General features: G+C 73.3%; 16 protein-coding genes. 1 reads left to right on the forward strand and 15 read right to left on the reverse strand.

The window, feature by feature from the left end; all coding sequences use genetic code 11:
• Positions 1-19: 19 nt before the first annotated feature.
• The 3 genes from ACT7CP_RS09680 to hisD are packed head-to-tail and all read right to left on the reverse strand — an operon-like array spanning position 20 to position 2,893.
• On the reverse strand, positions 20-1,054 hold the full coding sequence (locus ACT7CP_RS09680) for a quinone-dependent dihydroorotate dehydrogenase (RefSeq protein WP_445442045.1): 1,035 nt from the start codon (positions 1,052-1,054) through the stop codon (positions 20-22).
• 43 nt (positions 1,055-1,097) lie between these two features.
• The gene (gene nrdR / locus ACT7CP_RS09685) at positions 1,098-1,571 is read right to left on the reverse strand and encodes a transcriptional regulator NrdR (protein WP_445442046.1); all 474 of its coding nucleotides are present in this window, start codon (positions 1,569-1,571) and stop codon (positions 1,098-1,100) included.
• A gap of 17 nt (positions 1,572-1,588) precedes the next feature.
• Positions 1,589-2,893, reverse strand: a complete 1,305-nt coding sequence (gene hisD, locus ACT7CP_RS09690) for a histidinol dehydrogenase (protein ID WP_445443977.1) — start codon at positions 2,891-2,893, stop codon at positions 1,589-1,591.
• Between the two features lie 60 nt (positions 2,894-2,953).
• Between hisD and ACT7CP_RS09695 the strand changes: the two genes are divergently transcribed.
• Complete coding sequence (locus tag ACT7CP_RS09695; protein ID WP_445442047.1) at positions 2,954-3,469, forward strand: flavin reductase family protein; 516 nt, start codon at positions 2,954-2,956, stop codon at positions 3,467-3,469.
• 25 nt (positions 3,470-3,494) lie between these two features.
• On the opposite strand, the gene dnaE is transcribed toward ACT7CP_RS09695, so the two are convergent.
• The 12 genes from dnaE to murD all read right to left on the reverse strand — a co-directional run bounded on the left by dnaE (position 3,495) and on the right by murD (position 18,605).
• Positions 3,495-6,956 (reverse strand): DNA polymerase III subunit alpha, encoded by a 3,462-nt coding sequence (dnaE, locus tag ACT7CP_RS09700; protein ID WP_445443978.1) that lies wholly within the window; start codon positions 6,954-6,956, stop codon positions 3,495-3,497.
• Between the two features lie 128 nt (positions 6,957-7,084).
• Positions 7,085-8,002 (reverse strand): RluA family pseudouridine synthase, encoded by a 918-nt coding sequence (locus ACT7CP_RS09705; RefSeq protein WP_413962728.1) that lies wholly within the window; start codon positions 8,000-8,002, stop codon positions 7,085-7,087.
• A 127-nt stretch (positions 8,003-8,129) separates the two neighbouring features.
• A complete protein-coding gene (locus tag ACT7CP_RS09710) occupies positions 8,130-8,783 on the reverse strand; it encodes a DivIVA domain-containing protein (RefSeq protein ID WP_445442048.1) in 654 nt (217 codons plus the stop codon).
• Positions 8,784-8,922: 139 nt separating this feature from the next.
• On the reverse strand, positions 8,923-9,222 hold the full coding sequence (locus ACT7CP_RS09715) for a YggT family protein (RefSeq protein WP_015490517.1): 300 nt from the start codon (positions 9,220-9,222) through the stop codon (positions 8,923-8,925).
• Positions 9,223-9,291: 69 nt separating this feature from the next.
• Positions 9,292-9,783: a cell division protein SepF gene (locus ACT7CP_RS09720; RefSeq protein WP_445442049.1), complete on the reverse strand. Its 492-nt coding sequence runs from the start codon at positions 9,781-9,783 to the stop codon at positions 9,292-9,294.
• 47 nt (positions 9,784-9,830) lie between these two features.
• Positions 9,831-10,562 carry a YggS family pyridoxal phosphate-dependent enzyme gene (locus tag ACT7CP_RS09725; protein ID WP_445442050.1) on the reverse strand — a complete coding sequence of 244 codons (732 nt, stop codon included), beginning with the start codon at positions 10,560-10,562 and terminating at the stop codon, positions 9,831-9,833.
• Positions 10,559-11,698, reverse strand: coding sequence for a cell division protein FtsZ (ftsZ, locus tag ACT7CP_RS09730; RefSeq protein WP_445442051.1), 1,140 nt, complete (start codon positions 11,696-11,698; stop codon positions 10,559-10,561). Before ftsZ ends, ACT7CP_RS09725 begins: the two co-directional genes overlap by 4 nt.
• 167 nt (positions 11,699-11,865) lie before the next feature.
• Positions 11,866-13,002 carry a cell division protein FtsQ/DivIB gene (locus tag ACT7CP_RS09735; protein WP_445442052.1) on the reverse strand — a complete coding sequence of 379 codons (1,137 nt, stop codon included), beginning with the start codon at positions 13,000-13,002 and terminating at the stop codon, positions 11,866-11,868.
• A 242-nt stretch (positions 13,003-13,244) separates the two neighbouring features.
• Positions 13,245-14,675, reverse strand: coding sequence for a UDP-N-acetylmuramate--L-alanine ligase (gene murC / locus ACT7CP_RS09740; RefSeq protein WP_445442053.1), 1,431 nt, complete (start codon positions 14,673-14,675; stop codon positions 13,245-13,247).
• 42 nt (positions 14,676-14,717) lie between these two features.
• Positions 14,718-15,818, reverse strand: a complete 1,101-nt coding sequence (gene murG / locus ACT7CP_RS09745) for an undecaprenyldiphospho-muramoylpentapeptide beta-N-acetylglucosaminyltransferase (protein ID WP_445442054.1) — start codon at positions 15,816-15,818, stop codon at positions 14,718-14,720.
• Positions 15,815-17,104: a putative lipid II flippase FtsW gene (gene ftsW, locus ACT7CP_RS09750; RefSeq protein ID WP_445442055.1), complete on the reverse strand. Its 1,290-nt coding sequence runs from the start codon at positions 17,102-17,104 to the stop codon at positions 15,815-15,817. Before ftsW ends, murG begins: the two co-directional genes overlap by 4 nt.
• Complete coding sequence (murD, locus tag ACT7CP_RS09755) at positions 17,061-18,605, reverse strand: UDP-N-acetylmuramoyl-L-alanine--D-glutamate ligase (RefSeq protein ID WP_445442056.1); 1,545 nt, start codon at positions 18,603-18,605, stop codon at positions 17,061-17,063. Before murD ends, ftsW begins: the two co-directional genes overlap by 44 nt.

The raw sequence follows: 18,605 nt of genomic DNA on the forward strand, positions 1-18,605 counted from the left end.
CGGTCGGTGGCGCGAGTCCTCAGCGGCCGCGGCGGATGCGCAGGAGCCCGGCGTTGATCGAGCGGGCCCAGAGCGGCCCGCGGTAGAGGAAAGCCGTGTAGCCCTGCACGAGCGTGGCCCCGCCGTCGAGCCGCGCCTGCACGTCCTCGGCCGTGTCCACGCCGCCGACGGAGATGACGCAGGCGTCCTCCGGCAGCGCGCGGCGCAGGATCGCGAGCACCTCGAGCGACCGGATGCCGAGCGGCGCCCCGGACAGCCCGCCGGCCCCGGCGGCCTCGACGACGCGGGGATCCGTGCGGAGGCCCGCGCGGGAGAGCGTGGTGTTCGTGGCGATGACGCCCGCGAGGCCGAGCTCGGTGGCGAGCCCGGCGATCCGCTCGACCTCGGCGTCCTGCAGGTCGGGGGCGATCTTGACGAGGACGGGCACGCCGTCGGCCGCGTCGCGGATGCTCGTGAGCAGCGGCCGCAGCAGGTCGATCTCCTGGAGCCCGCGGAGCCCGGGGGTGTTCGGCGAGCTGACGTTGACGGCGAGGTAGTCGGCCACGGGCGCGACCATGCGGGTCGTCCGCACGTAGTCGGCCACGGCGTCCTCGACGTCGACGGCGCGGGTCTTGCCGATGTTCACCCCGATGACGGGTCGGTCGCGGCGCCCGCGCAGCCGGCGGAGGCGGTCCGCGAGAGCCGCCGCTCCCCCGTTGTTGAAGCCCATGCGGTTGATGACGGCCCGATCGTCGACGAGGCGGAACAGGCGCGGGCGCGGGTTCCCCGGCTGCGCCTCCGCGGTGACCGTCCCGACCTCCACGTGCCCGAAGCCGAGCTGGCCGAGGCCGAGGACGGCGTCGGCGTCCTTGTCGAACCCGGCCGCGACGCCGAACGGCGAGGGGAACCGGAGGCCGAGCGCGTCGACCGCGAGCGACGGGTCGGGCGCGGTGAGCCGGCGCGCGATCCAGCCGAAGCCGGACGGCGGGAGGAGGGCGATGGCCGTGGACGCGAGGTGGTGGGCGTCCTCCGGGTCCATGCGCGTCAGGACCGTGCGGAAGAGGAGGGGATACATCCGCACCAGGCTATCGGGTGCGGACGAGGCGCCGCGGGTGGGGCTAGACCGCGTCGGCGTCGGAGGACGCGGCGTGCGCCACGCGCAGCTGCGCGATGGCCGCCTCGAAGTCGTCGAGCGAGTCGAAGCCCTGGTAGACGCTCGCGAAGCGGAGGTACGCGACCTCGTCGAGCTCACGGAGCGGCGGCAGGATCGAGAGGCCGATGTCGTTCGCCTCGATCTGCGAGGCGCCGGTCGCCCGGATCGCCTCCTCCACGCGCTGCGCGAGGACCGCGAGGTCGGTGTCCGTCACGGGTCGGCCCTGGCAGGCCTTGCGGACGCCGGTGACGATCTTCTCCCGGCTGAAGGGCTCGACCACGCCGTTGCGCTTGATGACGCTGAGGCTCGCGGTCTCGGTGGTGCTGAAGCGGCGGCCGCACTCGGGGCACTGCCGGCGCCGGCGGATCGACAGGCCGTCGTCGCTCGTGCGGGAGTCGACGACGCGGGAGTCGGGGTGGCGGCAGAAGGGGCAGAACATGGTGTGGCCAGGATACGTCAGCGCGCCAGGCGCGCCGTCACCGCGTCGCCGTGCGCCGGCAGGTCCTCGGCTCGGCTGAGCGCGACGATCATGGGCTCGGCGTCGCGGAGCGCGTCGGCGTCGTAGCGCACCACCTGCTGCGGGCGGAGGAAGGTGTACGCGCCGAGGCCCGAGCCGAAGCGCGCCTGGCCGCCCGTGGGGAGCACGTGGTTGGATCCGGCGAGGTAGTCGCCGAGGCTCACGGGCGAGTGCGGGCCGAGGAAGATGGCGCCGGCGCTGTGCAGGTGCGCGAGCAGGGCGTCCGGGTCGACGGTCTGCACGGACAGGTGCTCGGGGCCGTAGGCGTCGCTGTAGCGCGCGGCGGTCTCGAGGTCGTCGACCACGAGGATCGCCGACTGCGGCCCGGTGAGCGCCTGGGTCGCCCGCGCGGAGTGCGCGGTGGAGGCGGCCGACGCCTCGACCTCGGCGTCGACCGCGCGCGCGAGCTCGGGCGAGTCGGTGACGAGGACGGACGCCGCCATCTCGTCGTGCTCGGCCTGGCTGACGAGGTCGGCCGCGACGAGCCGGGCGTCGGCCTGCGCGTCGGCGATGACGAGGATCTCGGTCGTGCCGGCCTCCGAGTCGATGCCCGTGACGCCGCGCACGACGCGCTTCGCCGCCGCGACGTAGATGTTGCCGGGGCCCGTGACGACGTCGACCGGCTCGAGCCCGAGGTCGGGGACGCCGTGGGCGAAGGCGCCGATGGCCCCCGCGCCGCCCATGGCGTACACCTCGTCGACCCCGAGGAGGCCGGCGGCGCCGAGGATGACGGGGTGCACGGATCCGCCGTGCGCGGCCTGCGCGGGCGAGGCGAGCGCGATGCTCGCGACGCCGGCGACCTGCGCGGCGACCACGTTCATCACGACGCTCGACGGGTAGACGGCCTTGCCGCCGGGCACGTAGAGGCCGACGCGGCGGACGGGCTGCCAGCGCTGCACGATGGTGCCGCCGGGGACGACCGTGGTCGTGGTCTCGGGCGGGACCTGCGCGGCGGATCCCAGCCGGACGCGGCGGATGGCCTCCTCGAGGGCCGCGCGGACGGTCGGGTCGAGGGCCGCGACGGCCGCGGCGATGGCGTCGGCGGGGACGCGCAGGGACGTCGGCCGCACGCGGTCGAGCCGCTCCGCCTGGTCGAGGAGCGCGGCGCTCCCCCGGGTGCGCACGTCCTCGACGAGCTCGCGGGCCACGTCGAGCGCGACGGCGACGTCGGTGACCGGACGCGGGAGGAGGTCGAGCAGGTCGGCGGTGCTGGGCGTGGTGCCGCGGAGGTCCTGGATGCGCATCATGACTCCGGAAGTCTACCGAGCGGGCGGGAGGCGGATCCGGCGGCTAGCGTCTCCGGCATGGACGCGCACCCCGTCACCACCCTCGCCGAGGCCCCCGGGCAGGCCGCCTTCCGCGCGGCGTTCCGGCGCCATGCCGCGGGCGTCGCGGTCGTCACGGCGCGGGACGCCGCCGGCTCCCCCGTCGGGTTCACGGCGACCTCGCTCGCGTCCGTCTCGGCGGATCCGCCGCTCGCGAGCTTCAGCCTCGCGCGCACCGCGTCGAGCGCGGCGGCCCTCGCGGTCGCCGACCACGTCGCCATCCACGTGCTCGGCGCCCGCGACCGGCACCTGGCGGAGCGCCTCAGCGGCCCGGCGGCCGAGCGCTTCGCCGGCGACCACTGGTCCCCCGGTCCGCACGGCCTGCCCGTGCTCGCGGGCGGCACGGCGCTCCTCGTCGCCCGGATCGTCGAGCGGGTGCACGTGCACGACGCCATCCTCGTGGTCGTGCGCATCGAGGACGGCGGCCCCGGCGCGGACGACGAGCCGCTCGTCTACCACGCGCGGCGCTACCTGCGCCCGGGCGCCGACGCCTGACGGCCGGCACCCGCGGTGCTGCGGGTCAGCCCAGGCAGTTCGGGCCGAGCAGCGACTTCAGCTCGCCGTAGAGGTCGGCGCTCACCGTGACCGGGAACGGGATCTCGAAGACCCGCCCGTTGTCGCCCTTCACGAGCTGGAGCCGCACCTCGGTGTCGCCCGCGTGACGGATCAGCACGTCGTTGAGCCCCATGACCGTCTCGGTCGTCGCGCGGTTCTCGGCGAGGCTGATGAGCAGCGGGCCTGAGCCGAGGCTCTGGCCGAGGTCAGGCTGGAACATCGAGAACGCGTGGACGTTCATGCCGTCGTCGCGCGTCGACACCCGGCCGCGGATCACCACGACGGTGTCGCCCTGCAGGGCCGGCGCGAACTCCTGGTACGCCTTGCCCATGAACATGCAGGTGATCTCCCCGCCGAAGTCCTCGAGCTGCACCATGCCGTACTGGTTGCCGGAGTTCCGGGCCGTGCGGTGCTGCACGCTCGTGAGGAGGCCCGCGAGCGTCACCGTCTCGCCGTCCATCGACGCGTCGGTCGCCAGCAGCTCGGCGATCCCCGTGGACGCGAGCTTCGCCAGCGGGATCTCGAGACCCGCGAGCGGGTGGTCGGAGACGTAGAGCCCGAGCATCTCCCGCTCGAACGCGAGCTTGTCGCGCTTCGCCCACTCGGGCCGCTCGGGCACCTTGCGCGCGTGCTGCGGCTCGTCCCAGAGGCTGTCGAAGTCGAAGCCGACCTGGCCGTTCATGGCCGCGCGCTTGTCGCTGACGGAGGCGTCGATCATGCCCTCGTGCACCTCGAGCAGCGCGCGCCGGGTGTCGCCGAGCGAGTCGAACGCGCCGGCCTTGATGAGCGACTCGACCGTGCGCTTGTTGGCGACGGGGAGCGGCACCTTCTTGAGGAAGTCGTCGAACGACTCGAACGCGCCCTGCTCGGTGCGGGCGCCGCGGAGCGCCTCCACCACGTTGGCACCGACGTTCCGGACGGCGCCGAGGCCGAACCGGATGTCGGATCCGGCCGCCGCGAAGAACCCGATGGACTCGTTGACGTCGGGGGGCAGCACCTTGATCCCCATGCGGCGGCACTCGTTGAGGTAGAGCGCCATCTTGTCCTTGGAGTCGCCGACGCTCGTGAGGAGCGCGGCCATGTACTCGGCCGGGTAGTGCGCCTTGAGGTACGCGGTCCAGTAGGAGACGACGCCGTACGCCGCGGAGTGCGCCTTGTTGAACGCGTAGTCCGAGAACGGCAGCAGGATGTCCCAGAGCGCCTTCACCGCGGCCATCGAGTAGCCGTTGTCGAGCATGCCCTGCGAGAAGCCGGCGAACTGCTTGTCGAGCTCCGACTTCTTCTTCTTGCCCATGGCGCGGCGGAGGAGGTCGGCCTGCGCGAGCGTGAAGCCCGCGAGCTTCTGCGCGACCGACATCACCTGCTCCTGGTACACGATGAGGCCGTGCGTGGTGCCGAGCACCTCGCGGAGCGGCTCCTCGAGCTCCGGGTGGATGGGGGTGATCTCCTGCAGCCCGTTCTTGCGCAGCGCGTAGTTCGTGTGCGAGTTGGCGCCCATGGGGCCCGGCCGGTACAGCGCGATGACGGCCGAGATGTCCTCGAAGTTGTCGGGCTTCATCATGCGCAGGAGCGAGCGCATGGGGCCGCCGTCGAGCTGGAAGACGCCCAGGGTGTCGCCGCGCGCGAGGAGGTCGTACGCGCCCTGGTCGTCGAGGCCGAGCTCCTCGAGCACGAGCTTCTCGCCGCGGTTCGACTCGATGTTGTTGAGCGCGTCGTCGATGATCGTGAGGTTCCGCAGCCCCAGGAAGTCCATCTTGATGAGGCCGAGCGACTCGCACGCGGGGTAGTCGAACTGCGTGACGATCTGGCCGTCCTGCTCCCGCTTCATGATCGGGATGATGTCGATGAGCGGCTCGCTCGACATGATGACGCCGGCCGCGTGCACGCCCCACTGGCGCTTGAGGTTCTCGATGCCCTGCGCGGTCTCGAAGACCTTCTGCGCCTCCGGGTCCATCGCGAGCACCTCGCGGAAGTCGCCGGCCTCCCGGTAGCGCGGGTGGTCGGTGTCGAGGATGCCGGACAGCGGGATGTCCTTGCCCATGATGGCGGGGGGCATGGCCTTCGTGAGCTTGTCGCCCATGGAGAAGGGGTAGCCCAGCACGCGGCTGGAGTCCTTGAGCGCCTGCTTGGCCTTGATGGTGCCGTAGGTGACGATCTGCGCGACGCGCTCGTCGCCGTACTTCTCGGTCACGTACCGGATGACCTCGCCGCGGCGACGGTCGTCGAAGTCGACGTCGAAGTCGGGCATGGAGACGCGGTCCGGGTTGAGGAACCGCTCGAAGAGGAGGCCGTGCTGCAGCGGGTCGAGGTCGGTGATGCCCATGGCGTAGGCGACCATCGAGCCGGCGCCGGATCCGCGACCGGGGCCCACGCGGATCCCGTTCTCCCGGGACCAGGCGATGAAGTCCGCGACGACGAGGAAGTACCCGGGGAACCCCATCTGCGCGATGACGCCGACCTCGTAGTCCGCGCGCTTCCGCACGTCGTCCGAGAAGCCGCGCGGGTAGCGGCGGACCAGGCCGCGCTCGACCTCCTTCACGAACCAGGTCTGCTCGCTCTCGCCCTCGGGCACCGGGTAGCGCGGCATGTAGTTCGCGGACTCGTTGAACTGCACGTCGCAGCGCTCGGCGATGAGGAGCGTGTTGTCGCACGCGTCCTCGTGGTCGCGGAAGAGGTGCCGCATCTGCTGCGCGGTCTTGAGGTAGAACTCGTCGGCGTCGAACTTGAACCGGTTCGGGTCGTCGAGCGTGGTGCCGGACTGGACGCAGAGGAGCGCCGCGTGGCTCGTCGCGTCGTGCTCGTGCGTGTAGTGCAGGTCGTTCGTGGCGACGAGCGGGAGGTCGAGGTCCTTCGCGAGGCGGAGGAGGTCGCTCATGATCCGGCGCTCGATGCCGAGGCCGTGGTCCATGATCTCGCAGAAGTAGTTGCCCGCCCCGAAGATGTCGCGGAAGTCGCTCGCGGCCTTCACGGCCTCGTCGTACTGGCCGAGGCGGAGCCGGGTCTGCACCTCGCCGGACGGGCAGCCCGTCGTGGCGATGAGGCCCTTGGCGTACGTGCTGAGGAGCTCGCGGTCCATGCGGGGCTTGAAGTAGTAGCCCTCCAGCGACGCGCGCGACGAGAGGCGGAAGAGGTTGTGCATGCCCTCCGTGGTCTCGGCGAGCATCGTGAGGTGCGTGTAGGCGCCGGATCCGGAGACGTCGTCCTGGCCGCCGTTGCCCCAGCGGATGCGGGTGCGGTCGCCGCGGTGGGTGCCCGGCGTGATGTACGCCTCGGTGCCGATGATGGGCTTCACGCCCGCGTTCTTCGCCTGCTTCCAGAAGTCGAACGCGCCAAACACGTTGCCGTGGTCGGTGATCGCGACGGCCGGCATCTTCTGCTCGGCCGCCGCCTGCACGAGCGGGCCGACGCGGGCCGCTCCGTCGAGCATCGAGTACTCGCTGTGGACGTGGAGGTGGACGAACGAGTCGTTGCGGGGCACGGGTCTCTTCTACTGGTCGTGTCGAGGGTGTGGCCATCATAGGCAGGCTCCGCGGGGCCCCGCGGGCGTGTCGCGCGTCAGTCGCGGAGGACGTCGAGGGCGTGCTGCAGGTCGGCCGGGTAGGAGCTCGAGAAGGACGCGCGGTCGCCCGTGGCGGGGTGCGTGATCTCGAGCCGCATGGCGTGCAGCCACTGCCGGTGGAGGTCGAGCTGGGCGGAGAGCGTGGGGTCGGCCCCGTACATCGCGTCGCCCACGCAGGGGTGGCGCTGCGCCGCCATGTGCACGCGGATCTGGTGGGTGCGGCCGGTCTCCAGGTGCACCTCGAGCAGCGCCGCGCGCCGGAAGGCCTCGAGCGTCTCGTAGTGGGTGACCGAGGCCTTGCCGTCCGCCGTGACCGCGAACTTCCAGTCGCTCCGGGGGTGCCGGCCGATGGGGGCGTCGATGGTGCCGGCGAGCGGGTCCGGGTGGCCCTGGACCACCGCGTGGTAGACCTTCTCGACCTCCCGGTCGTGGAACTGGCGCTTCAGCTCCGTGTACGCGCGCTCCGTCTTGGCGACCACCATGAGCCCGCTCGTGCCCGCGTCGAGGCGGTGCACGATGCCCTGGCGCTCCTCGGCGCCCGAGGTGCTGAGGCGGAACCCGGCGGCGGCCAGCGCGCCGAGCACGGTCGGCCCGGTCCAGCCGACGCTGGGGTGCGCGGCGACGCCGACGGGCTTGTCGACCACGACGATGTCGTCGTCGTCGTGCACGATCCCGAGATCCGGCACCGCGAGCGGCACGACCGACGGCTCCTGCTTCGGCTGCCAGCTGACGGCGAGCATGGATCCGCCGACGAGCCGGTCGGACTTGCCGGCCTCCCGGCCGTCCTGCGTGACGCCGCCGGCCTCCGCCACCTCGGCGGCGAAGCTGCGGGAGAAGCCGAGGAGGCGGGCGAGGCCCGCGTCGACGCGCTGCCCGTCGAGCCCGTCGGGGACGGGGAGGGTGCGGTGCTCCATCGGGTGATCTTCCGGTGCGGGGGCGGACGGGCGCGGCGGCGCCCGGAGGACGACGACGGCGACGCGGGACCCCGTGGCTCCTCGGAGCCGGGTCCCGCGCCGCCGTCGGGCGAGCGGGTGGTGCGTGCTAGTTGCCGAACGAGGCGGTGGCGGGCGCCTCGCTGGAACCGGAGGAGTCCAGCTCGCGGAGCTGGCCCTCGATGTACCCCTTGAGCTTCGTGCGGTACTCGCGCTCGAACGTGCGGAGCTCGTCGATGCGTCCCTCGAGGACCTGGCGCTCCTTCTCGAGGACGGCGGTCTTCGAGCGCTGCTCGGCCTCGGCCTCGGCGGCGATGCGCGCGGCGGTGGCGTGGGCCTCGGCGACGAGCGCGTCGCGCTTCTCGATGCCCTCGCGGACGTGCTCCTCGTGGAGCTTGCGGGCGAGCTTGAGGAGGCTGCTGGTGCTGGAGGTCTCGTCGTCCTCGTCGTCGGCGGAGGCGACGGGGGCCTGCGCGACGACGGGGGCCGGAGCCGGCTCGGGCTCGGGGGTGGGCTCGGGCTCGGCGACGACGGGCGCCTGCTCGACCGCGGCGGGCGCGGGAGTGTCGATGACCGCGGTCGCGGCCGGGGCGGAGTCGCCCGAGCTGAGGCGCTGGCGCAGCTCCTCGTTCTCCTGGTGGAGGCGGCGCAGCTCGACGACCACCTCGTCCAGGAAGTCGTCGACCTCGTCCTGGTCGTATCCCTCGCGGAACTTGGTCGGCTGGAAACGCTTGTTGACGACGTCTTCAGGAGTGAGAGCCATGGCCTGCCACCTCTTTTGTGCGTAGAGCGGGGTCCGCCGGAGCGGACGGGGATTCGGGACAACGTGCGACCCAACGCTATCAGCGGAAAGCATCGCTCCGGGGACCGGAGCACGGATCGGCGGACGCGCCGGGCGGGCGTCAGCGCATGAGGGAGCTGGCGACGTTGAACAGGATGATCGCCACGAGCATCGTGATCATCCAGCCGAAGTCGAGCGCGACCGGGCCGAGGCGCAGCGGCGGGATGAGACGGCGGACGAAGCCGATGGGCGGGTCGGTGACCGTGTACGACGCCTCCGCGACGATGAGCATCGCGCCGCGCGGACGCCACTGCCGCGACAGCGACTGCACCAGGTCGAGGACGAACCGGCCCCACATGCAGATGATGAACGCCAGGAGGGCGAACCACAGGACGGTGGCGACGATGTTGACGATGATCACGGGGACAAGTATGGCGGGCGCCGATGGGAGAACCCGTCGGCGCCCGCCATCATGCGGGACGTACTCGGATCAGCGTCCGAAGAAGGAGGCCTCGACCTCGGCCTCGGTGGCCGACTGCTCGCCGGAGACCGCGACGTGCGACGGCGACAGCAGGAAGACCTTGGCGGTGACGCGCTCGATCTTGCCGTAGAGGCCGATCGAGAGGCCGCTGGCGAAGTCGATGAGGCGGCGCGCGTCGTCGTCCGTCATCTGCGAGAGGTTGATGATGACCGGGACGCCCTCGCGGAAGTTCTCGGCGATGACCTGGGCGTCCTTGTAGGCCTTGGGGTGGACGGTGAGGATCTCGTTCATTTCAGCCGGCGCCGCATTCCTTGTGGTGGTCGAGCTCTTGTGCAGGGGGGTCACGGGTGCGCGCTTCGCCTGCTGCTGGGGAGCGGGGGCGGGCGCCGGGACGGCCTGGACGGGCGACTGCTGCGGCTGCGCGGGCTGCTGCTGCTGGTAGTCGAGCTCCTCGTCGGCGAGTCCCAGGTACACCATGGTCTTGCGAAGTGGGTTGGCCATCATTCCTCTTTCCGGGTCGGCCTCCGAACCGGACCGCACTCCCGACATTAAGGGCCGCCGGGTCGCTTTCCCGTGATTGCCGACCCGATCCGAAGGTGTGTCGCGCCCTCGAGCAGCGCCTCGCGGAGGTCGCCCGACATGCCGGCCGAGATCGCGCCCGCCTCGGGCAGGATGCGGCGCACGTCGTCGGAGATGCCGCGCAGGCGCGCGAACGCCCGACGCGGCTCGTCGTCGTCGGGTGCGACCGCCATGACGCCGAGGACGCGGATCCCCGCCGCGGCCGCCGCGTGCTCCGCCAGTGCCTCGGCCTCCTCGGGGCGCACGCCGCCGCGCACCGGGTCCTCGGTGAGGTTCACCTGCAGGAAGACGCGGGTCTCCTCGTCGTCGGAGGCCAGCGCGTCCACGAGGGACGGGCGGTCGACGGAGTGGATCGCCGACGCGTAGCGCCTGACCTGCCGCGCCTTCTTGCCCTGGAGCTGGCCGACGAAGTGCCAGGCGACATCTCGGCCGTCGAGCTCCGCGGCCTTCCCCTGGGCCTCCTGGTGACGGCTCTCGCCCAGGTCGCGCACGCCGAGGTCGACGAGCGCGCGGAGGAGCGACACGGGCTGGAACTTGGTGACGACGATGGTCGTCACCTCCTCCGGGCGGCGGCCGGCCGCGCGGATCCCGTCGGAGACGTCCGCCTGCACGGACGCCCACCGCTCGGCGAGGCCCGGGTGGGCCTCGTCGGGGTGGGCGTCCGGTGCAGCGGCACCGTCGGAGCGCTGGCCGTCGGTCACTTCAGGAAGTCGGGGATGTCCAGGTCGTCGCCGTCGTCCTCGAACGTCGGGTCGCTCGCCGGGACGGACGCGACGGGCGCCTCCGCCTGGGGGCGTGCGGGCGCGGACGCGGCGGCCTCGGGAGCGGCGACCGCTCCCCCGCCGGCGGCGACGAAGCCGCTGCGGCGGTTCTCGACCTTGGACGCCGGCTCGCCGCCGTCGAACCCGGCGGCGATGACGGTGACGCGCACCTCGTCGCCGAGGGTGTCGTCGATGACCGCGCCGAAGATGATGTTCGCCTCGGGGTGCACGGCCTCCTGCACGAGCTTGGCCGCGTCGTTGATCTCGAAGATGCCGAGGTTCGAGCCGCCCTGGATGGAGAGGAGCACGCCGTGCGCGCCCTCGATGCTCGCCTCGAGCAGGGGCGACGCGACCGCGAGCTCGGCGGCCTTGATGGAGCGGTCGGCGCCGCGCGAGGAGCCGATGCCCATGAGCGCGGATCCGGCGCCCTGCATGACCGACTTGACGTCGGCGAAGTCGAGGTTGATGAGGCCCGGGGTCGTGATGAGGTCCGTGATGCCCTGGACACCGGCGAGGAGCACCTGGTCGGCGGTCGCGAAGGCCTCGAGCATGCTGATGCCGCGGTCGCTGATCTCCAGCAGGCGGTCGTTCGGGACGACGATGAGCGTGTCGACCTCGTTCTTCAGCGTCGCGACGCCGAGCTCGGCCTGGGCCGAGCGGCGCTTGCCCTCGAAGCCGAACGGCTTCGTGACGACGCCGATGGTGAGCGCGCCGATCGACTTCGCGATGCGGGCCACGACGGGCGCGCCGCCGGTGCCGGTGCCGCCGCCCTCGCCCGCGGTGACGAAGACCATGTCGGCGCCCGCGAGGGCCTCCTCGATCTCCTCCGCGTGGTCCTCGGCGGCACGGCGGCCGACCTCGGGGTCGGCGCCCGCGCCGAGGCCGCGGGTGATCTCGCGGCCGACGTCGAGCTTCACGTCGGCGTCGCTCATGAGGAGCGCCTGCGCGTCGGTGTTGATCGCGATGAACTCCACGCCCCGCAGACCGAGCTCGATCATGCGGTTGACGGCGTTGACGCCGCCACCGCCGATGCCGACGACCTTGATGACGGCGAGGTAGTTCTGGTTGTTCGACACGACGGGCCTCCGCTAGAACCTTCGACCTCCGGTGGAGGCTTAGAGTTTACTCAGTATGCATTTCCTGATCCCGACGTTAGGGGGCTCGGGGTCGGTGCGACGACTCCCGTGCCGCGTGTCGCGAAGCCGGGTCGGATCCGGGGCGGACGCGGCGGGATCGAGCGGGATCAGGGTCCGGCGACGGGCGCGTCCGGGGCGGAGACGTCGTACGAGCCCACGTCGCCGCGGGCCTTCACGAGCGCCTGCAGGACCTGCGCCTTGTCGGCCGACCGCTCGCCGCTCCCCCACAGCACCTTCTTGCCGCTGCGGAGGGTGAGCATGACGTCGTCCGTGGTGTTCGCCTGGATGGCGTCGACCTGCGGGAGGAAGTCCGCCGGGAGCGCGACGAGCACGGCGGCGGCGGCCTGGAAGCGGGGGCTCGCGAAGTCGGCGCTCGGGAGGTCGATGAGCGGGTAGCCGTCGGGGCGGGCCGTGGCGCGCTCGATCGTGACGCCCGCGGGATCCACGAGGTCGAATCCGGCGCCCGACTGGATGACGGCGACGGGCGTGCGCTCGACGATGCGGATCACGAGGGTCGACGGCGGGCGGCTCTCGGTGCTGTAGCTGCGGATCAGGGGGAAGGCGCGGAGCTCGTCGCCCACGCGGTCGAGGTCCACGAGCGGCAGCGGCGTGCCCACCTGGTCCGACAGCGCAGCCTGGATGCTCGACGGCGACACGCGGTCGGCGCCCTCGACCTCGACGGTGCGCAGCGCCAGGAGGGGCGAGTACACCGCGACGCCCACGACGATCGCGAGCACGAGGAACGCGCCGAGCGCGCCGAGCAGACCCGCGCGACGACGACGGGCGCGCTGCGTGAAGCGGCGCACCTCCTGGCGCTCGTAGCGCTGGCGCTCGCGACGGGCGCGGCGCAGCTGGCGACGCGCCTCGGCGTCGCCCGTGGCGGCGCTCGCGGGGCGGGCTGGACGATGCGCGCGCGGTGCGGGCTCGCCCTCGGCCCGGGCCCGGCGGCGCAGGGGCTGCGCGCCGGCCGCCGCGGAGGCGGCCGACGCGGCACCGCGGGCGCGCGCGCCGAGGCGGCCGGCCAGGCCGCCCGCGCGCGTCGGGGCGGGCTCGCGTCCGGTGCGCGGGACGGGCGGGGCCTCGACGGGCGCCTGCGCGAGGTGCGGGAGGACGATCGGCTCGGTGTCGGGCTCGTCGTCGTCGCGCCAGTCCGCGCGGGGGCGCGGGGGCGCGGGCGGGGATGCGGAGGCGGACGGGGCGGACGTCCGCGCGGCGCCCGTGCTGGGCGCCGGCGGCGGGGTCACCGGTCGCGGGGTCGCCGGACGGGCGGACGCGGGACGCGGGGTGGAAGGACGGGACGGGGACCCCGCTCCCGGACGCTCCGGGGGCGCGCTCGCCCCGGCGGCACCGCCCGCGGCGGGCGCGACGTCGGGCGGGACGGCGGCACGGGATCCGCGGCGGCGGGCGGCGGGCGCGTCGCCCGCCGCGGGGGCGCCGGGGGCGGGCTGCCGCGGGACCCGGGGCCGGTCGAAGCCCTCGGGCCGCTTCACTCGCGCGGCCGCGGGGACGCGGCGGGTTCGTCGGACGCCTCCGGGCGCTCCAGCGCCCCGACGACCTGCGGGATGATCCGGTACACGTCGCCGCAGCTGAGGGTCACGATGAAGTCGCCGTCGCGCGCGATCTCGGCGGCGCGGTCGGCCGCCTCCTGCCAGTCCGGCAGGTAGTCGACGCGGGTCGCGTCGGCGAAGCGCTCGGAGACCAGGGCACCGGTGACGCCGGGGATCGGGTCCTCGCGCGCGCCGAAGACGTCGAGCACGATCGTGTGGTCGGCGAGCTCCTCGTACACGCGCGCGAAGTCGCCCGCCATCATCTGCGTGCGGCTGTAGAGGTGCGGCTGGTGCACGGCGATGATGCGGCCCCCGCCCACCACGGTCCGCGCGGCCTCGAGCGCCGCGCGGACCTCGGTGGGGTGGTGCGCGTAGTCGTCGTAGACGCTCACGCCGCGGACCTCCGCGTGCAGCTCGAAGCGGCGGCCGGTGCCGGAGAAGCCGGCGAGGCCCGCGATGGCGTCGTCGGGATCCACGCCGAGGCCGACGAGCACGGCGTAGGCGCCGGCCGCGTTGATCGCGTTGTGGCGGCCGGGGACGCGGAGCGCGGCACGGCGGGAGACGCCGTCCTGGGTGAGGGTGAAGGCGACGGGGCCGTCGGTGACGATGTCGGAGATCCGCACGTCGGCCGCGGGGTCCTCGCCGAACGTGACGATGCGTCCCTCGATGCGCTCGGTCACGCGGCGCGCGCCCGGGTCGTCGCTCGAGATGACGACGAGCTCGGAGGCGGCCGAGGCGAAGCGCACGAACGCGTCGTCGAAGGCCTCGTGCGAGCCGTAGTGGTCGAGGTGGTCGGCGTCGACGTTGGTGATGAGCGCCACCGACGTGTCGTAGAGGAGGAACGAGCCGTCGGACTCGTCGGCCTCCACCACGAAGAGCTCCTCGGAGCCGGGCGCGCTCGAGACGCCGATCCCGCCGATCACGCCGCCGTTGACGAACGACGGGTCGCGGCCCGCCTCGAGGAGGGCGGTGACGATCATGCCGGTGGACGTGGTCTTGCCGTGCGCGCCGGCGACCGCCACGAGGCGCTGGCCGGAGATGAGCCAGGCGAGCGCCTGCGACCGATGCAGGATCGGGAGGCCCCGCTCCTTCGCGAGCACGTACTCGGGGTTGTCCTGCCAGAGCGCGCCGGTGACGACGAGCGCCTCCGCGTCGCCCACGTGGGCGGCGTCGTGCCCGATGTGGATCTCCGCGCCGAGCGCCCGCAGGGCCTCGACCGCGTCGGAGTCGCGGGAGTCGGATCCGGTCACGCGGTGGCCCGCGGCGAGGAACAGCCGGGCGATGCCGCTCATGCCGGACCCGCCGATGCCCACGAAGTGGACGCGCCCGAGCTCGGTCGGGATGTCCATGGTCAGGTCGGGTGCGATCACGTGCGGTCTCCTCGGGAGTGGGGGAAGCGGGGTGGGCGGCGGTCAGCGCCGGGCGCGGGGCCGGGACGGCCGAGCGGCGACGGCGTCGCGCACGAGGTCCGCCATGCGGGCGGCGCCGTCGCGGGTGCCGACGGAGGCGGCGGCCTCGGACATGCGCGCGAGCGCCGCCGGGTCGGACAGGAGCGGGAGGACGTGCGCGAGGACCCAGTCGGGCGTGAAGTCCGCGTCGGCCACGACGATGCCGCCCCCGGCCGCGACCACGCCGCGGACGTTGACGGCCTGCTCGCCGTTGCCGACCGGGTACGGCACGTAGACCGCGGGGACGCCCACGGCCGTGAGCTCGGACAGGGCGCCGGCGCCGGCGCGCGAGACGACGAGGTCGGCGGCGGCGATGGCGAGCTCCATCCGGTCGGAGTAGCCGACCACGTGGTAGCGCTCGACGCCGGGGTCGGTGAACTCCTGCGCGCCGCCGACGATGTGGAGGATCTGCGCCCCCGTCGCGGTGATCCGCTCGGCCACCTGCACGACCGTGCGGTTGAGGCTGCGGGCGCCCGTGGAGCCGCCCGTGACGAGGAGCGTCGGCCGGTCGGCGTCGAGGCCGAGCTCGGCGCGCGCGGCGTCGCGGACGGCCTCCCGGTCGAGGGTCGCGATCTCGCGGCGGAGCGGCATGCCGACGACCTCGGCGCGCGGGAGGACGGTGTCGGGGAACGTGATGCCGACCGCGGTCGCGACGCGCGCGCCCAGGCGGTTGGCGAGGCCGGGCGACGCGTTCGCCTCGTGCACGACGACGGGGACGCCGGCGCGGCGGGCCGCGAGGTACGCGGGAGCGGCCGCGTACCCGCCGAAGCCGACGACCACGTCGATGCCGCGCTCGGCGATCATGCGCCGGATCTGCGCGACGGCCCGCGCGAAGCCCGGCGCGAACGCGACGGCGGCGCGGTTCGGCCGACGCGGGAAGGGCAGCCGCGCGATGGTCAGCAGCTCGTACCCGCGGGCGGGGACGAGGCGGGACTCGAGGCCCTCGCGCGTGCCGAGCACGAGGATCGTCGCCTCCGGCTCCCGCGCGCGCAGCTCGTCGGCGACGGCGAGCAGCGGGTTGACGTGCCCGGCGGTGCCGCCGCCGGCGAGCAGGTAGACGGTCACGAGCGCATCCCGATGACGGCCGGGACCACGTCCGGCGACTCCTCGGTCGTGGGCCGCCGGGCGAAGCCCAGCACGATGCCCATCGCCACGAGCGTCGTCACGAGCGAGGAGCCGCCCGAGGAGACGAACGGCAAGGGGACCCCGAGCACGGGGAGCAGGTTCAGCACCACGCCGATGTTCACGAAGGCCTGGACGATGATCCACGTCATGACGGCGCCGGTCGCGACGCGGGCGAACGTGTCGGTGTTGGCGCGGATCACGCGGATGAAGCCCACGGCGAGCACCACGAACAGGAGGATGAGCACGATCGCGCCGATGAGGCCGAGCTCCTCGCCGATGATCGCGAAGATGTAGTCGTTGTCGGCCTCGGGCAGCCACATCCACTTGGCCTTGGAGTTGCCGAGGCCCACGCCGAAGACGCCGCCCGCGGCCAGCGCGTAGAGGCCGTGCGTCGACTGCCAGCAGCCGCCCGCGTAGTCGCACTGGCCGGTGAGGAACTCGGTGACGCGGCGCATGCGGCTGTCGCTGATGATCGTCATGAGGACGGCCAGCACGGAGCCGATCGTGAGCATGAGCGTGAGCTTGCCGATGGGGATGCCCGCGAAGAAGAGGGCGCCGAGCACGATGCTCGCCATGATGATGACGGTCCCGAGGTCGCCGCCGAGCGCGACCAGGCCGACCGCGCCGCCGGCGACGGGGAGCACGGGGATGAGGATGTGCGGCCAGGTGCGCAGCAGGTGGCGCTTGCGGGCGAGGATGAACGCCAGCCAGATCACGAGGCCCACCTTGATGAGCTCGGCGGGCTGGAAGGTGGTGCCGGCGATGCGGATCCAGCCGATGTTCTCGCCGACCTTGACGCCCATCGGGCCGAACACGAGCAGCTGCACGGCGCAGGCCGCGAGCAGCAGCACCCAGGCCCAGCGCTTCCAGAACAGCGGCGGGACGAGCGAGACGAGCAGCATCAGCGGCACGCCGATGAGCGCGAACAGGCCCTGCTTGAGGAAGATGCCGAAGAAGCCGCCGCCGGCGACGAACGAGTCGATGCTCGACGACGACAGCACCATCACGAGACCGAAGACCACGAGGAAGAGCGTCGTGCCGAGGAGGAGGAAGTAGGAGCCGCTCTCCGCGTGGAAGGCGCGGCCGAGGTGGATCCGGGCGGCGAGGCCGCGACGCTGCGTCCCCTGCTCGTCGGTCGCCTCGGGCGCGGCGGGGGTGCGCGGACCGCGGGGGCCCGGCGCGTCAGCCGCGCGAGGGGTCCGCGTCGTTCTCGGGGGCAGTGTCATCCGCCGCACCTCCCAGGTGGTGGTCGACCGCGGCGCGGAATCGGCGCCCGCGGTCGGCGTAGTCGGTGAATTGGTCCATGGATGCCGCTGCCGGTGCCAGCAGGACGGTGTCGCCCTCCCGGGCGGCGCCCGCCGCGAGCCGCACCGCGGACCGCATGACCTCCTCAGTGTCGCTGTCGGTCACCTCGAGGACGGAGACGTCGGGCGCGTGTCGCGCGAATGCGGCGAGCACCTCGGCGCGCTCGGCGCCGATCACGACGGCCGCGCGGAGGCGCGCGGCGTGGGCGCGGATCAGCTCGTCGAGCTCGACGCCCTTGAGGAGCCCGCCGACGACCCAGACGACCGACGGGAACGCCGCGAGCGACGCGGACGCGGCGTGCGGGTTGGTGGCCTTGGAGTCGTCGACGAACACGACGCCGTCGCGCTCGCCGATCCGCTCGATGCGGTGGCGGTCGAGCTCGAAGCGCTGGAGCGCCTGCCGCACGACCGCGGGCGAGACGCCGTAGGAGCGGGCGAGGGCCGCGGCGGCGAGGATGTTCTGCACGATGTGGGGTGCGGCCAGGCCGACGGCGCGCAGCTCGTCGAGCGTGGTCAGCTCGAGCGCTGACGTGAAGCGCTCCTCGAGGAACGCGCGGTCGACGAGGATCCCGTCGACGATCCCGAGGTCGCTCGGGCCGGGCGCGTCCAGGCCGAAGCCGATGGCGCGCGCGCCGTCCTGCACGTCGGCCTCGCGGAGCGCGTCCTCGGTGGCGCGGTCGGCGCGGTTGTAGACGCACGCGACGCGGGTGTCGGCGTAGACGCGGCCCTTGGCGGCCGCGTACGCCTTCCGGGAGCCGTGCCACTCGAGGTGGTCGTCCGCGAGGTTGAGGAACGCGCTCGAGTGCGGCCGCACCTCGCGCATGTAGTGCAGCTGGTGGCTGGAGAGCTCGACCACCAGCACGTCGAAGCCGTCCGGGTGGCGGACGACGTCGAGCACGGGCAGGCCGATGTTGCCGCAGGGCACCGCGCGCACGCCGCCCTCCTGCAGGAGCGCGGCCGTGAGCTGCGTCGTCGTGGTCTTGCCGTTGGTGCCGGTGATGGTGATCCACTCGGCCGGCGTGCCCGTCTTGTCGCGCACGCGCCAGGCCAGCTCGATGTCGCCCCACAGCGGGATCCCCGCCGCGCTCGCCCACGCGGGCAGCGGGTGCGTCGGCGCGTAGCCGGGCGACACGACGACGAGCTCGGGCGCGAACGCCACCAGCTCCGCGGGCACGGGCTCCTCCTCGGCGGGGCGCACGAGGCGCCCGCCGATCACGTCGAGCAGCGCCAGCCGCTCCGGCGACGCGTCCGAGGCGACGACGAGGACGTCCGCGCCGAGCTCGACGAGCGTGTCGGCCACCGAGAAGCCCGTGCGCCCGAGGCCGAGGACGGCGACGCGGAGCCCCGTCCAGTCGTCGTGCCAGCTGTGCAGGGAGTCCGGGCGCGCGAGCGCCGGGCCGTCGTCGAGGGGAGCGTCCGTCAT

The sequence above is a fragment of the Clavibacter rahimiani genome, from assembly GCF_052654495.1.

Coding starts and splice junctions, on each gene's coding strand:
- hisD (WP_445443977.1), bottom strand. CDS start 2,893: ATGCGCATCCAGGACCTCCGCGGCACCACGCCCAGCACCGCCGACCTG.
- murD (WP_445442056.1), bottom strand. CDS start 18,605: ATGACGGACGCTCCCCTCGACGACGGCCCGGCGCTCGCGCGCCCGGAC.
- ftsW (WP_445442055.1), bottom strand. CDS start 17,104: ATGACACTGCCCCCGAGAACGACGCGGACCCCTCGCGCGGCTGACGCG.
- nrdR (WP_445442046.1), bottom strand. CDS start 1,571: ATGTTCTGCCCCTTCTGCCGCCACCCCGACTCCCGCGTCGTCGACTCC.
- ACT7CP_RS09705 (WP_413962728.1), bottom strand. CDS start 8,002: ATGGAGCACCGCACCCTCCCCGTCCCCGACGGGCTCGACGGGCAGCGC.
- ACT7CP_RS09695 (WP_445442047.1), top strand. CDS start 2,954: ATGGACGCGCACCCCGTCACCACCCTCGCCGAGGCCCCCGGGCAGGCC.
- ACT7CP_RS09720 (WP_445442049.1), bottom strand. CDS start 9,783: ATGGCCAACCCACTTCGCAAGACCATGGTGTACCTGGGACTCGCCGAC.
- dnaE (WP_445443978.1), bottom strand. CDS start 6,956: ATGCTCGACGGAGCGGCCCGCGTCGGCCCGCTCGTGCAGGCGGCGGCC.
- ACT7CP_RS09680 (WP_445442045.1), bottom strand. CDS start 1,054: ATGTATCCCCTCCTCTTCCGCACGGTCCTGACGCGCATGGACCCGGAG.
- ACT7CP_RS09710 (WP_445442048.1), bottom strand. CDS start 8,783: ATGGCTCTCACTCCTGAAGACGTCGTCAACAAGCGTTTCCAGCCGACC.